General features: G+C 40.3%; 8 protein-coding genes and 1 pseudogene. 1 reads left to right on the top strand and 8 read right to left on the bottom strand.

The features are described from left to right. Positions 1-55: 55 nt before the first annotated feature. From H8796_RS07755 to H8796_RS07790, 8 genes and pseudogenes are all read right to left on the bottom strand, one after another. Positions 56-1741, bottom strand: a complete 1686-nt coding sequence (locus H8796_RS07755) for an arylsulfatase (protein WP_004307326.1) — start codon at positions 1739-1741, stop codon at positions 56-58. Between the two features lie 12 nt (positions 1742-1753). After that, the gene (locus H8796_RS07760; protein WP_117932341.1) at positions 1754-3115 is read right to left on the bottom strand and encodes a sulfatase; all 1362 of its coding nucleotides are present in this window, start codon (positions 3113-3115) and stop codon (positions 1754-1756) included. Between the two features lie 240 nt (positions 3116-3355). Beyond that, complete coding sequence (locus tag H8796_RS07765) at positions 3356-4297, bottom strand: hypothetical protein (protein WP_117932339.1); 942 nt, start codon at positions 4295-4297, stop codon at positions 3356-3358. 35 nt (positions 4298-4332) lie between these two features. Next, a complete protein-coding gene (locus H8796_RS07770; RefSeq protein WP_117932337.1) occupies positions 4333-6042 on the bottom strand; it encodes a RagB/SusD family nutrient uptake outer membrane protein in 1710 nt (569 codons plus the stop codon). 19 nt (positions 6043-6061) lie between these two features. Continuing rightward, positions 6062-9178: a TonB-dependent receptor gene (locus H8796_RS07775; RefSeq protein ID WP_004324404.1), complete on the bottom strand. Its 3117-nt coding sequence runs from the start codon at positions 9176-9178 to the stop codon at positions 6062-6064. A gap of 32 nt (positions 9179-9210) precedes the next feature. Beyond that, positions 9211-10965, bottom strand: coding sequence for a RagB/SusD family nutrient uptake outer membrane protein (locus H8796_RS07780; RefSeq protein ID WP_117932335.1), 1755 nt, complete (start codon positions 10963-10965; stop codon positions 9211-9213). 4 nt (positions 10966-10969) lie between these two features. Then, on the bottom strand, positions 10970-13777 hold the full coding sequence (locus H8796_RS07785; RefSeq protein WP_117932333.1) for a TonB-dependent receptor: 2808 nt from the start codon (positions 13775-13777) through the stop codon (positions 10970-10972). A 33-nt stretch (positions 13778-13810) separates the two neighbouring features. Next, a pseudogene (locus H8796_RS07790) lies at positions 13811-14422 on the bottom strand (DUF1793 domain-containing protein); the annotation flags it as partial. 278 nt (positions 14423-14700) lie between these two features. Here H8796_RS07790 and H8796_RS07795 point away from each other — a divergent pair. Continuing rightward, entirely contained in the window at positions 14701-16050 is a 1350-nt protein-coding gene (locus tag H8796_RS07795) for an ATP-binding protein (RefSeq protein ID WP_032852256.1), read from the top strand. The last annotated feature ends 374 nt before the right edge of the window (positions 16051-16424 follow it).

Genomic DNA, 16424 nt, shown 5'->3' on the forward strand with positions numbered 1-16424 from the left:
ATATCTTGCGATATTGCGGCAGGAGTCTTTTATAAAATAATCAATCGAATGCTTCTTATTTTTTCTTCTGTCCCGGATAAGGTTCTACCATACAACGTTTCGCCCATGCTTCGTAAGCTTTTGTCATTTCCGCTACTTTTTCAGGGTGTTGTGCTGCCAGGTTATGCATTTCGCTCCGGTCTTCATTCAGATTGTATAACTCCCATTTAGCGTTTTCTCCCGGACGAACCAGTTTCCAACCATCGTTAGAAAGGAATGCACGTTCATTGTAATGTTCGAATCCCAGATAGTCGTGTCCTTCACGATGTCCGTTCTTGAAAATAGGAACCAGACTCTTGCCTTCCAATGGAATGATGTCATTTCCTTTGTACTTGGTAGGATAAGTAGCTCCCGCCATATCGATACAGGTAGCCATGATGTCCATTACATGCCCGATTTCAGGAGTCATCTTGCCGACATTCTTCTTGATACCTTTCGGCCAGTGGGCAATCATCGGAGTACAGATACCTCCCTCATACGATTTGGCTTTCCAGAAACGGAACGGTGTATTGGCTACGTTTGCCCAGCGTGCTCCCAATGAAGCATAAGTTGTTTCCGGTCCAGGCAGTACTTCTTTGTTATGAGGATAAACCATTTTCTCCCCTTTACGTGTCATGTCAGGACGGTCGTTTTCTCCGGGAGAGTAGTTCTGGCAATCTTCATTACTGCATCCGTTGTCGGAAAGGAATAGAATCAGTGTGTTTTCAAGCTGTCCTGTCTTTTCCAGAGCATCGATTACTTGTCCTATTCCCTGGTCCATACGGTCGATCATGGCAGCATGAACAGCCATGGCACGGGCATCCCATTCAGCGTGTGGGTTGTCTTCCCATTTGTCTTTGAACTGTCTGTCAGACAGGAAATTATCCATATTAGGGAATATACCCAGTTGTTTCTGACGTTCGTAACGTGCATTACGAATGGCTTCCCAACCTACTTTATAGGTATCCTTGTATTTCTCAATATCTTCCGGCAATGCATGCAGCGGCCAGTGTGGTGCTGTGTAAGCCAGATACATAAAGAATGGTTTATCGTCTTTGGCATACTCTTTCACTTCTTTCACAGCACGGTCTGAAAGCGCCTGTGTGATGTAATATCCGTCGGGTACTTCTTTTACAGGTACTTCTCCTTCTACCAGACTGAATGGATCAAAATAGTCCACCACTCCATAAATCGTACCGTAATGGGTGTCAAATCCGCGATTCACCGGATAATGACAGAGGTCGGAGTAGGTTTCGTGGTATACGTGATGTGCGAGCCATTCGCGTTGGTCTTTACGTAGAGGAGTCTCGGCGATATGCCATTTACCTACCATGCTGGTTGCATATCCTGATTCTTTCAGAACTTCAGCGATGGTAACTGCATTGCGTGATAGTGTGCCCCGGTATCCCGGCAGATGGTCATCGAAGGTCATTCGTCCGATACCTGCCTGATGTTGATAAAGTCCTGTCAATAGGGAAGCACGTGTCGGACAGCTACGGCTGGTGTTATAGAAATGATTGAAACGTACTCCTTGTTTTGCCAGTTTGTCCAGATTAGGTGTGTGAATTTCACTACCGTAGCATCCCAAGTCGGAATAACCGAGGTCATCCGCAAGAATTACCAGGATATTAGGTCGCTGATCGGACTTTTTTCCTTTGGCATTTGCTGCAGTGTTGCCGGCTATCATTAGCGCTGCCGGCAGAAGAAAAGCTTTAGAATTCATGAATATTATTGTTTAATTAGAGGTTTGTAGTCCTTTGTCTTTGTTTTCGGCATACCATTGGCATACCTTTTTGCTCAACTTGGCAACCAGATCAGGATGCTCGCTTGCGATATTGCTCTTTTCAAACTTATCCTTTTCCATGTCATATAGTTGTGCATCGCTTCCGTCGCCATTCACTAATAATTTCCATTTTCCGCTACGTATAGCTAAATGAGGGCTTTTGTCATAAGGGTTTCCTGGAAAGCCAAAATGTTTGTTTCGTCCGAAGTCCCACATTAAATCAGTCTTGCGTTTAGCTTCCGATTTACCGAGAAGAACTTTTGCATAGTTCTGCCCATCACCTTTATAGCCTTTTTCAGTCTTGATTCCGGTTACTGAACACAAAGTCGGATATAAATCTACGGCACATAATACTGATTCATTATTTACCTGTCCGGCTTTAATCTTCTTAGGATATCTGACGATGAACGGCATGCGGATACCGCCTTCATAAAGACTATTTTTAGTTCCTCTCAGATAAGCGGAACGTACAGACTTGAAGCTAGGTGCGGGACCATTGTCACTGGTGAAAATAATGATTGTGTTTTCGGCTAGGCCTAACTCATCCAGTGCTTTGATAAAACGTCCGAGCTGTTTGTCCATTTCCGCAAGTACGGGTGCAAACGCTTCCTGGGTTTCCCAGCTTTTTCTTTCCTTTTGTTTGAATTCCGGTACCCAAGGGGTGTGCATATCATCCGGCCATAGATTCAGGAAGAAAGGCTCATCTTTATGATGCTTTACAAACTCAATACTTTTATCTACAAAGTATTCGGTACGTCTCCAGCGCTTCACGCTGTCTTTATCCGACCATATCCATTTGGTAGCAGTGATTGCCGGTTCCGGATCCGGACTCTCGTAAGTTGATATGTATTCATCAAAACCGTAATTCTTAATAGAAGGAGCATCATGTACGTCACGTCCGCCTCCCATGTGCCATTTTCCGATGTGTCCTGTTGAGTAACCTGCATTTTGGAAAGCACGTGCCATTGAAGGCAACTTATCATCAAGGAAATTACGTTGTTCGCACCTCTTATTAGCAGCTTTATCATTCAGGAAAGTGTTGATTCCCACTTCAAGAGGAAAGAGGCCTGTTGTCAGTCCGCAGCGGGATGGAGAGCTAACCGGCGCAGAAGAGTAATATTGGTTGAATAATAGTCCGTCCTGTGCCAACTTGTCAATATTGGGAGTAGGAGCGAATTTACCTCCATAACAACCGATGTCACCGATACCCATATCATCGATATAGATAATTACTACATTGGGTTTTGTTTCAGCTTGTGTGTTAGCAATGGGGAGGAGGGCTCCCAGCCAGGGTAAATGTTTTTTTAAGTTCATAATTATTTTGATTTAATTAACTTCAGTTTTTCGTGATGACTTTTCGCAAAAGTAGGGAAGATATTAGAGAAGAAAGGAAAAATACTAATCAATAAAGGAAAAAAAATGGTAGAATGATAGATTTCTCCTTTCTTCTGTTGATAAAATAGGAATAGAGAAGCTCGTAGAAACCGAATACTTCTCTATTCTTCTAATTATTCTATGATACTATCATTGGAGAAAGTATCTTAAATGGGAATTTTACTTTACCACGGTTTTAGTCAGTAATTGTACCCATGAGTATTTTGTGTTTTCTACCCAATTATCCGGTGACACTTCGATTGTACCTGTTTTTGCTGTTATTTTTTGTATGCAAATCAATCCTTTCTTTCCATTGGCTGTTTTGAACAGGTAAACTTTATTTGCTTGAATAGCTAAAACCTCGGAGGTCGGATCTGCCAGACGTTCTATTGGGGTTGCATCTACTTGTGAGATTGCATTAAACTCCGCTTGTGATAAAGAGGTTTCAGCAAATAATGTGTGTTGCAAGCCGCTAATTGTCATCAAACCATACTCACTTCTTTTAGCTGGTGAAACAAAGGCGGGTACTGCTTCACTTCCCGGAGACAAGATAACATCTCCGAGTGAGAAATCTACTTCATTTGTATATTTCATGGCATCAGCAGCCATATAGGTGCGTCCAAGAAGCCATGTTGCATAATAACAACCATAGTAGGCCGAGGCTGTCTCTACTATTTCTCCATCTTTTCCGTAATCCGGATCGGAGAATAAAACAGAAGGAGTAATCTCTACCAATAAGTTACGTTGGTACGTATGACCGTCAGCACCTAGAACAACTACTGTAATACAGGCATTTTCTTTTAAAGAAGTAAACTTGTAAGTTGTCTCATAATTAGTGGTTCCGTCTGCAAATGACTGGGCAGTTTCTTCTATCAGACTTCCTTGCATTCCGGTTTTGGAGTCTGCCTGGTAGATTTCAAAACTCATGATTTCTCCCTGAACTTTGACAGTTGCTGTGTATTCTGCAACTCCTTTCTCTAATGATACTCTATTGTTCTGATCGACACCTGTAAATTCAATCTTGACAGGTGCTTCATAATCAACTTCATATTTATCTGCACAACCGAATAATCCAAATAAACTGATTGACAGAATTAATGCAATTATACTATTTGTTTTCATGACTTTATTTTTTTTGAGTAAACATTCTATTTAGATTAGTATCCCGGATTCTGGTAGATATTCGGGCAGTTATTAACTTCATCCTGTGGTATTGGAGCCAAGTTCATGCGCTCGTTATAATTACGTGTATCTAAAGTTACCCGTTGATATTCACCGTTAATTTTCTTTATTCCGACGGCCGGTAATCTCATCACATCTTTTGCTATCAGCCATCTTCTTATATCAAAGAATCGATGATCTTCAAAACAAAGTTCTACACGGCGTTCTTTGCGTATGCGTTCCCGAAGGGTTGTCTGATTATAATCTGCGGCCAGTAAGTCTGTCGTGATACCGGCACGGCGACGTATCCTGTTAAGTTGGGCTATTGCTTTTTCTCTGGCTGTGTTCGTATCTTCAGCCTCATTCTCGGCTTCTGCATAATCGAGCAGGATTTCTGCATATCTCATCATTGGAAAGTCCATGTAAGTGGTACCACCTTTTCGATGATCGATACGGTCATCCAGGAACTTTGTCAGGAAGTATCCGCTTCCCCATCTATATGATTTTGACAGGTCTATTGCAGCTGGCTTACCGTTGACTAAAGGCCAGGTAGCACCATCACATAGAATACTCTGTGCCAAACGAGGATCCCTGTTAGCATAAGGAGAATTTACATTGTAACCGGAGTTTGGGTTGATGATGGCTTTCGTATTTGATTCGTAACCGAGAATGGGTTGTGAGCCGTCGAGCATATCATAACAGTCTACCAACCATTGGTTTGGACAAGTCAGTAGTTCTTTATTTACATTCCAGGGGTCAAAGGCAGGCATCATTCCGTAAAGGTCATTTGCCGGTGCACGGAGAAATCCCATGATTACCTCACCATTGGCACGGGTATTGAATAATCGTGTGTAGCTCTTTTCGGGAGTGGTCGGATCTTCATATAAACGATAGAAATCTCCATTGTCAGCATATTCAATCATATCGTAGGCAGCATCAGCCGCTTCTCTCCAAGTTACTCCGGACGCATTGTGTAAGGGACTTGCTGCATAAAGTAATGTGCGTGCCAGATAGCCTAGGGCTGCTCCCCGGGTAGCTCTTCCGTAATCTGCTGCATCGTATTTGTCGGGCAATACTCCCGGCTCTGCAAGTTCTTTGAATTCATTAGCAATCCAACGGACTGTGGTTTCTAACGATTCACGTTTGATTTCGTCATTAAGTAACGGATCGAGTTCTTTGTCTCCGATTACTAATGCTCCGTAGAAACGAAACAGTTCGTGGTGATACAATGCACGCAGAAAGCGTACTTGGTTTTTCAGGGAAATCTTCTCTGCATCCTCCAATGGTGAACGGTCTACGTTGTTCAGGAATGTGTTTGCAGAACGGATGGCCTTATAGTAGAATATCCATGGATGGTCACCGCCAATCAAACCTTTGGAAGCATCAATTCCCCCTTTGATAAATTTCTCGAGTTCGGGAATAACTGCCCCTCCGGCACGGGTTGTATTTCCGGCTCCATCGTCTGTTGCGTTGTCAAGCATACAAGGCGAACCACCAATGTTTGCCAAAAAACCAAAACTGCCAAGGCGGTCTCTCCCCATGCGCATACGTGCATACAAGTCGTATGCAACTTTGCGGGTCAATGTAATGTCCGAATAAACTTTCTCTGTATCCGTCAGATCCAGTTCGGTTTCTTTCATCAGGCTATCTGCACTACAACTTGCAAGCAGGACAGCCGTTACAAAGGATATAAATAGTTTTCTCATAAATTATTCATTTCAAACATTAGAAATTCAGGTTGATACCAAAATTTATTACTTTTTGTTGTGGATAGAATTGTCCATTACTATTGTTCGATGATTCAGGGTCTACCTTCTTTACGTTATCCCATGTAAAGAGATTGTAGGCATTCGCATATACTCTAAGTGAACGTACTCCGAATTTTTTCAATAGTTTGCGAGGTATAGTGTAACCTAACTGAATGTTTTTCAGACGTAAGTATTTGGAGTCTTTCAACCAATAGTCAGATTTATAATAATTAGGATGCGCGGCAGTGGCTGCCTTAGTGAAACGTGGGTACGTTGCTGTTGCTGCTGTTTCCGGTGTCCATCTTCCGATATGCTCTTCGTAATAATTACCCCAGAAATTATCCCATGCAATATCCTGTTGCAGATAGATGGATGAACGGGCAGCTCCCTGAAGCAATATACTAAAATCAATTCCTTTCCAGTTCAAACCGGCAGCAAGAGAGAAAGTCATTTCGGGTACCGGATTATAGCCGATAGGAGCTTGGTCGTTAGAATCGATCACTCCATCATGATTCAAGTCTTTATATTTAATATCTCCAGGTCGGCTTACTTGTCCGAATTGAACGGGAGAACTTGCTATATCTTCATAAGAGCTAAAGAAACCGTCGGAAATATAGCCGATAAACTGTCCGATAGGATTTCCCGTTTGTGACATATAGGCATAGGGCTTTACAGATTCACTTTTCTCTACAATTTCATTGTGTGCATATCCATAAATCCCTTTTATGGAATATCCAAAATCTCCTTTTTGATCTTGATAGCCTATTTCCAGATCATATCCCTGATTTGTTACGACACCATAGTTTATGGGAGCCAATCCGTTTGAACCGGCTGCTTGAGAATATCTTTCCGGTTCACATAGGATATTACTACGACGTTCTTTAAAAAAGTCGATACTGGCAGATATTTTGTCTTTCAACCATTTGGTCTCAAGTCCTAAGTTGTATTTCCGTGCAACTTCCCATGTGATATTTTCATTGGCGCTTTTTCCTTGAATCAGACCTTTAATCGCAGGATTATGTGTCTCTCCAAAAGTGTAGCCTAGTCCTTCATCGTATCCTGAACGATAATAGTAAGAGAAACCTCCCAGCTTGTCATTACCAACTTCACCATAAGAGAAGCGTAGTTTAGTAAAACTTAAGATAGGGTTTTCTTTAAAGAAAGGTTCGTTAGTCAGTACCCATCCCACTGATGCTGCAGGAAAGAGCTGATAACGGTGTCCTTCCGCGAAACGGTTTGAGCCGTTATAGCCTGCGTTAACTTCGAATAGATAGCGATTCTCATAATCATAGTTAACACGTCCTACTAAAGCCTGATAGATATGAGGTACATAAGAATAGCGTCCACCGGGAGTGGAAGTGTAACTCATATTATAAAGTACCAATCCAGATATATTATGTCCGGAGAAGGATTGCTTATAACGAACTGCCGCTTCAGCATACTTCCGATGTGTAGCTGCCGTTTTATTGGTGGCTTTTGTTGGCAACACCATTTCAAGTCCTTGTTTATAAGTCCCGTTTACAGGATTATATTGATAGATATTGGGACGCTGCTGTATGCTTCGGTTATTGCTCCAGCCTGCATCGTAAGAGAATTTTCCGTCTATACTTAATCCTTTTAACAGTTTCCTTAGGTTATATTTAAAAGCAAAATCTGTCTCAAGTTTGTTATTGAAATTAAGAAAAAAACCTGAATAGCATAATGTCACGAGTGGATTCTGTCTCCATATACCATCGGCGGCGGCATAAGTTCCATTCGCGTTTAAGATTGGGAATGCTTGAGGAGAATTGCGATAGAACATGCCGAACAGGCGCAGTGCTTCCTGTCCGTCAGCATCATAGCCATAGGGGCGGTTCTGACTTCCGAAACGATAAGCAAGATTCACGGATACCTTGAAATCTTCAGTTAGGTTGATATCGATATTCGAACGAGTGGTGAGCCTACTGTACTTATATTCCGAATTATAACCTTCTTTGTATAAGCCTTTTGCTACATCGGGTGAGGCTGCTAAAAGAGCTTGTATTGTCTCATGTTCTTTAATTTTGTCTACGTCTGTCTCAAACATACCGGTTTGAGTGAAGTATCCAACGGAAACGAAGTAACGTACTGTTTTATTTCCGCCGGATAGGTTTACATTGTATTTCTGTTGGAGACCATTTTTCGTAAACATATCTACAAAGTCATTGTCCGGGTGTGTAAACGGGCTTTTCTGGGTACGATAGAGATAGTTGTCATATTCTGACAGGAAAAGACCGCGAGTATTACCTGTATCGGAAGGGTCAAAGCCATCATTGATAGCCCCCTCACGCATGAATCTTGAAACGGATTCTGCATTTAGGGTTTGAGATATACGATTGAAGGAAGTGACACCGAATTCAGATGAGAAGGATATTCGAGTCTCTCCTTCACGACCTCGGCGGGTAGTTACCAATATCACACCATTTGCTCCTCGTACACCGTATACGGCAGTTGCAGAAGCGTCTTTTAATACAGAAATGGTTTCAATATCATCAGGGTCGATTTGCGCCATAGGTCGTTCTACCCCGTCAATCAATACTAAAGGGCTAGAGTCGTTCAATGAAGCACGACCACGAACGAACATCGTAGCCTGATCACCGCCGGGACGTCCGCTCTCTTGTCGGGTTACTAGTCCCGGGATGCGGCCACCTAAAGCGTTTGTGACACTTGATACAGGCATGCTTTTCAAATCTTCGGTCCCGACATTAGAAATAGAACCGGTCAGAGATACTTTTTTCTGTGTTCCATATCCCACCACAACAACTTCATCTAATTGTGCAATGTCTTCTTCCAAAGTGATATTGATAAAAGGATGATTCTTTTTTATGGCAATAGATTGTTCTATAAAGCCGATCATTGAGATAAGAAGTGTTTGCTCTGCTTTGTTGGACAATGTAAGAGTAAATTTGCCATCCAAACCAGTCACTATTCCATTATTAGTCCCTTTCTGAAGGACAGTAGCGCCAATCATCTCCATTCCTTGGGCATCTTTAACAATTCCGCTAACTTTGGTTTGTGCACAGACATGCCAGATGGAGCTGGTTAAGCATATGAATAATATTATTATCTTTTTCATGTTTTCTATCTATTAAATAGTTTTGATGCCCGTTACCAACCTGGATTCTGTTGGATGGAAGGGCTTTCCTTGATTACTTTCAGAGGAATAGGATGATAATACATGTAATCTTTAAAATTGCGTGCTTCATCTACTGTAATGCGTGTATAATGAAGCCCGGAAGCATTTTCTTCTACTTTCATTCCGATAATAGGTTCTCTAAGTTGATTGCCATCCATCCAACGTCGTAAATCGAAGTAACGATGTTCTTCAAAACAGAGTTCGATACGGCGTTCTTGCTTCACTTTTTCCATAAAGTTGTTATCTGTCACCCCATTAAGAAATTTATCATTTGTTTCGAATCCGGCTCTGGTACGTATTTTTTGTACGGCTTCTATTGCTGTCAAACCATAGCCTTCTGGATCCACACTCATGCCGTAAGCGTGATGCATGGCTTCTGCGTAGGAAAGTAGGATGTCAGATAAGCGAATCATCGGGAATAAGTGGAAAACGGTACCCACATTGGCCTGTCCGAAGTTCAGTGTTTTGTCCAGGAATTTAGCTAAATAATATCCCGTATTGGTCGAACGGTTCTTCACTTGGTTGAGTCCGTCTATGGTTGTGTTATCACTAATTCGCGTATAAATGGTATTCTTTCCATAAACCGAACCGTCATATCCGATAATTGCTGCCAAACGCGGGTCTCTGTTAGTATACATGCTTGCACCGTCAGAAGAATGGGTATAATCGCTTCCATCTTTCATGGTAAATGCATCGATCAATTGCTGTGAAGGTACTGTACCTCCTCCCTGATCTTTTGAGATTGTAGGGGGATAATGTCTGTTTTCCAGAGCATTGTCCTTAGCAGCCGTATAGAATAGGATATATTCCGGATTAGGATTGGCATTGATAAAGATCTTGTCGTACGTTTTAGCAGCAGTAAGAGCTATCAGACTATATTTTTTACTTCCATTCGGAGATATTGTTCCGTCTGCATTTAGATTGATTACATCTGCACAAGCTTTGGCTGCAAGTTTCCAACGTTCCGTCACATCCGAGCCGTCAGTATAGCCTAGTAGTGGATCGTTATTATCTGTTCTGTTGTAGAGTGGGCTTGCGGCATAGAGTAATGTCTTGGCTTTAATAGCAAGTGCCATTCCTTTAGTCATACGGCCATAAGAACCATTCCCACCTTCCGGATCAACTTTTAATACAGCGGCAGCACTCTCACATAACTGTACGATGTGATTGACGCAGTCTTTGAAAGAGTCTCTTGCCTTTGTCTGCAGTTCAGGATCGTCGACTTCGTAAATACGATCGACAATAGGAAAGCCTCCGTAGTGTCTTAACAGGTTAAACTCAAATAAGGCTTGTAAACATTCAGTTTCCGCACAATAGGTATCTTTAAATGCCTGGATGTCTTCTTCTGTCTTATTTTGTAACACCAAGTCAGCCTCACGCAAATATTTGCGGGCAAAAATGGCCTGTTGAATTCCATTGTATGACTTATTCCAACATTCTTCAATCGGATTTGAAGAAGTGACATACCCACGAGACAACTTATGAATATCCGAGTCTATGATTGTACTTATTCCATCATTGGTGGCTGCATCTAAAAAGGCATTTCCTACGTGGTTGAAGCCTTCGGGAATATATGCATACACCTGATTAATCGGTTTCAGATAGTTCTGTTCATTCGTAAAAATATCATCAGGTTGTGCCCAGTCATAGGGCATGTCATCCAGATAATCACAACCGAAAAATGTTAGTGTTGCGCTTATTGCCAAATAAATTATCGATTTTTTCATGCTATCAGAATTTTAAGGAACAACCTATACTCATGTTTCTCGTCAAAGGAGCTGCCAGTGAAGGAGCTTCAGGATCAACCCATTTATATTTTGTCCAGGTAATCAGATTCGTTCCGCTAAGGAAAAGTCTCAATCCCTTAAGATGGATTTTCTGTATCATTTTTGTAGGAAAGTCATAGGCAACTTCCAGTGTTTTTAATCTTAAGAAATCAGCATCCTTTACATTTAATGTACTTATCTGCCTGTTATTAAGACTGGCATTGTCCAGTGTTGTTAAACGTGGGAATGTTGCATGCTGGTGTTCTGGTGTCCAGTAATCAAGTTGATGCTCAAATATGGTTCCGTTATCTGTGAAAGGATTCATCACAATGTCCGAATATTGACGAGAGACTTTTGCGGCTCCCTGAAATAATGCGGTGATCGAAAATCCTTTGTAGCCGACTCCTAAGTTAATACCATACATGATTCTGGGAATGTCTCCGTAACCGATAGGTACCATATCGTTTACATCAATCTGTCCGTCTTTGTTTATATCTTCATAACGTACATCACCTGGTTGGACATCAGAGAATGTTTGTACAGGAGAGGCTGCTATTTCTTCCCAAGAATTGAAAAAGCCTTTTGCAATGTATCCTCGATTTTCTCCTAAAGGCCGTCCCTGATTCTTCAACCATTCGTATGGCTGATCTACTTCACCGTTTGCAATCAGTTCATTCGTAGAATAAGAGAATGTACCACCTATGAAATAGCTCCAGTCTGCAATATTTGAATTCCACATGGCAGATAAGTCTACTCCATGGCTATTGATTTTGCCTATATTCTGCTTAAATTCCTTTACATTGCCGACAAGAGAACTGATTTTGTTATTTACTACATACATATCATGACGGTTGTCTTTAAAAAATTCTGCTGTAACAGATAACCGGTCTGAAAATAGTCGGGTATCTATTCCGATATTCAGAATTCTAGCTTTCTCCCAAGTCAATCCGGGATTTGGAAGTATATCCTGAATGTATCCTCCAAGCTTTGTTCCCATGTTTACCCCTGTAATATAGACTTCGTTTTGCGGCCACATACGTCCTCTGTAATAAAAGGCATCTACGCCGGATGAGTTGCTGACTTGTCCATAAGATGCTTTTAGCTTCAGGTAGGGCACTATTTTTTTTGCATCTTTCCAGAAAGATTCGTTAGAAACAGTCCATCCGGCAGATATTGTAGGGAAGAAACCGAATTTGTGTCCCGGACCAAATTTGTGAGATCCCTGATAAGCTCCGATAACATCGATGCCATATTTTTTATCATAATTATAGCCGAACCAACCATTTACGCTTTGGAATCGGGTTGGCAATACCATTTCATCATTGCTTTCATATTGTTCATAGAAAGCTAAAGCCGAAACTCCATGTTTTCCAAAGGTACGGTTATAATCTAATTGAGCCACGATACCGGTCCGGCGGAAAGAACTGGTATTATCTACCTTGTTTATCATTGAGTCATCTTCACGGGTCCGGCGGAGAACATTCTCATTCGTCGCATCCTTTTCGTAATATGCGAAAGTTATTGTACGTCTGATAGAAGAAATTGTACGTGAATCCATGGATAGAGCAACAGAAGCTTTTAATCCCTCTGTTATGAAGGAAAGATCCTGTGAGAGTTTTGTACGGAAAGAACCATACAATTGTTTGTCCTGGAAGTAGCCGGAGCGATTTAGCATTGCCCATGGATTTTCACGGAATGCATTTCCTGCTACAATTTTCCCATCTTCTGCATTGATAACATTGCCGTATTGATCTGTATATCCTTGGTCATTGTACCATTCTGGGAAGATTCCTTGCGGTAATGTGACTAGATTTTTATAGATATTTTCGGCTCCGCTGCCAGGGCCATTCTGACTTTGATACCAGCCATACAGATTTACATCCAGTTGGGTAGTGCGAGTTACGGCAAAATCGATATTGGAACGGATATTAAACCGTTCAGCAGAGTGATTGGTATTATAATCATGTGAATCATCTGTATTGAAGTAGCCATTGTTACGAGTATACATTGCATTCACGAAATATGTACTTTTTTCTGTTCCTCCTTGAATATTAAGATTATAGCGTTGACTCCATCGGATATCCTTTAAATATTTATCAGCCCAATCTACATTGGGATATAAAATGGAATTAGGATCATTCTTAGCATAATTCATTATATCATAGTTCGAATACAGGGGATCCATATTGTCATTATGACGGGCTATGTTGTGCTGTCTTGCATAATCGGCTGCGTTTAATGACTTTAACTCTTTAAGTGGTTGTTGAGCTATAATTTGAGCTGTCAATTCAACCTGCGGTTTTCCCTTTGCTCCCTTACGAGTTGTAACCAGAATAGCTCCACTGCCTGCACGCATTCCATATAAGGCTGTTGCTGCAGCATCTTTCAATACGGTAATTGATTCTACTTCGTGTGATGACAAAACAGCAAAATCCCGTTCCTGTCCATCAACCAGTACTAATACATCGGGCGAATTACTTCTTTGTCCTCTTATCCAGAATGAATTCTGTTCATTCACTAATCCACCACCTTGCACTTGTCGGGCAAAATAACCAGGTACCAGTCCGGCTAATACTGCCGAAAGATTTGTAACAGGTAGATTGCGTAACTGTTTACCCGAGATTGTGTAGGCTGAACCGTTATAATCTCCCATAGGGAGTACACGATATCCTAAATCCAAGGGTACATCTTCTTTGTTTTGGACATTTTGTGCCTGGCATATCAAATAGCCAGGAAGTAGCCCAACCAACAACATTTTCTTTAAGAACTTCATATGTACAATTTTTAAGTTAACGTCATAGTAATTTTATTGATTATTTTGAACTTTATCCATTAACACCTTCATCCAGTATCCTCCGATCACCGAACGTGCTCTAAAGCCTACCCATCGTCCACTGTCGGTGTGGTGCCAGTCACTGATAGGCACACGTGATACTGTTTCATTGATATATTTATAGACAGGATCAGAGAATTTCTGGAAGGTTTCCTTATCTGAAGACATAGCTGCCGTCCACATGATCCAGTCGGATTTTGTGTATTCTTTACGAGAGTCCAGAGGGAGCCCATAAGGATTCTGTTTTGTCAAATAATAGTTAATCTCTTTTCTGATAACATTATTAGGGAATAAATTCAGGTTCCACAACTTATCCCAAACCATGTTATATTTTTGACTCCAGGTATCTTTACGGTCAAAAGCCAGACGGTAATGATCTCCCTCATTCGCCATTTCTTCCCATTTCACCGCCATTTTCTTGGCTATAGCCGCATATTTGTCTGCTACATCATTCAATCCGAGCATCCGAGCCATCTCGCTGTATCCGGCCACTCCCATGATCGCTTTTACAGAAAGATTGGCATTGTGTGCCCAATGTCCGGCAAAATCATCCGTGCAAAGTTGGTTTTCCGGGTCCTGTCCAAACTAACAACATTACTGTATCTATTTGATAATCTGAATATTATAAATTAGCGTATTGTTACTGTGTTGTGCTTTACATCTTTTTCAAGTAAAATTAAAGTGATTTTTCTCTCAATAAAGTCACTTATTTTCATTATTTTATTATTCTATTTTCTTTCGGATGAACTCTAAAAATGGCGAAAACATCAATAATAAGTATTGCAAAATTGGTTGTTCTTAATTTATTTCATATTTTTGCAACGACGGTTGACTCAACAGCCGTTGAGAAAAACTTATTGATTATGAAGTTTTATAATAGAGAGAAAGAAATTGCAGAATTGAAGCGTGTACAAGAGCTTGCATTTGGTCAAAATTCCAGAATGATTGTGGTAACAGGCCGTAGGCGTATTGGAAAAACCAGTCTTATAAAACAAGCTCTGAAGGGAACACCTACTGTATATTTTTTCATTGGAAGAAAAGCAGAGAGTATATTAGTCGCAGATTTTATAAAAATAGTACGCGAGACATTATCTATTTTTATTCCGGATGGCATATCCAACTTTACTACTTTGATACAATATCTTTTCGAAATAGGAAAAACACGTTCTTTTAATATTGTTATTGATGAATTTCAGGAGTTTTATAATATCAGACCCGATGTTTTTAGTGATATGCAAAATCTTTGGGATGAATATCGGCAAGAAACTAAAATAAATCTTGTAATTAGCGGCTCTGTATATTCATTGATGCAAAAGATATTCACGGATCATGGAGAACCATTATTCGGACGTGCTGACAATATTTTATGTCTTCGGTCCTTCAATACAAAAGTGCTAAAACAAATTATGGAAGATTTTGCGCCCGGATATAGTAATGATGACCTATTAGCTTTGTATACACTGACTGGAGGAATCCCTAAATATGTAGAGTTATTCTGTGACAATCAAGCACTTTCTGTTGACCGGATATATGACTTCGTTTTTTCAGAAAATTCCTTGTTTATAGATGAAGGACGTAATTTGTTGATTACTGAATTTGGAAAAAATTATGGCATTTACTTTTCCATCTTATTAGAAATAGCAAATGGGCATTATACACAAGGGGAAATAGAGTCAGTACTAGGGGGGATATCTATCGGAGGTCATTTAAGTAAATTAGAAAATGTGTATAATTTGATAACTCGCGAACGGCCTATTTTTGCGAAACCAGGTACTAAGAAAAATGTACGATATATTATTGGAGATAATTTTCTAAATTTCTGGTTTAAATACATCGAACGGAATCGTTCATATATTGAACTACAGAATTTTGAAGACCTGCGTCAACTAGCAAAGGCTGATTATCAGACTTATTCAGGCAAAGTGTTAGAAAACTATTTTAAACAGAAATTAGCAGAAGAAGGTGGGTTTAAAGAAATTGGTTCCTGGTGGGAAACTAAAAGTTCTACAAACAAAGAACGATTAAACTCTTATGAAATTGATATTGTAGCTCTTAAATCAAGTGGAAAAAAAGCCCTTATAGCAGAAGTTAAACGGATGCCAGAGAATAATTATGTTCATTCAACGTTCATGGAAAAAGTGGAACATTTAAGGCACAAAGAGATGGCAAAATACGATATTGAAACACGAGTCTTAGGATTAGAAGACATGTAACTTTATGTAAATAAGATGACGCGATTATCCCTAAAAATCCCCAGTTACAGCAATTCAATTAGCTTGGATCCCAATACTCGTTCTATCGTCACTGTTTCTACTTTTTTGTTATTTGTAAATTTAATCTTAAAGAATGAATTAATAAGAGATACTCATTCTTCTTAACTTAAAGCCTTTTATTTATATCAAATTCTTTATTATCATATCCGCAGCATACTGTAAGCAATTTAAACAGCCTGTCATTGAACTCGATTTAGACAATGACAGGCTACTTAATTATTTATCTTATATTGAATATTAAATTATTGTCGTGGTTCAATCACGTAAGTCGTTTACTGAATCACGCCTAACTTATTCTCTTATTTTATGGTATT

This window comes from Bacteroides sp. M10, assembly GCF_014334015.1.
GTDB lineage: Bacteria > Bacteroidota > Bacteroidia > Bacteroidales > Bacteroidaceae > Bacteroides > Bacteroides intestinigallinarum.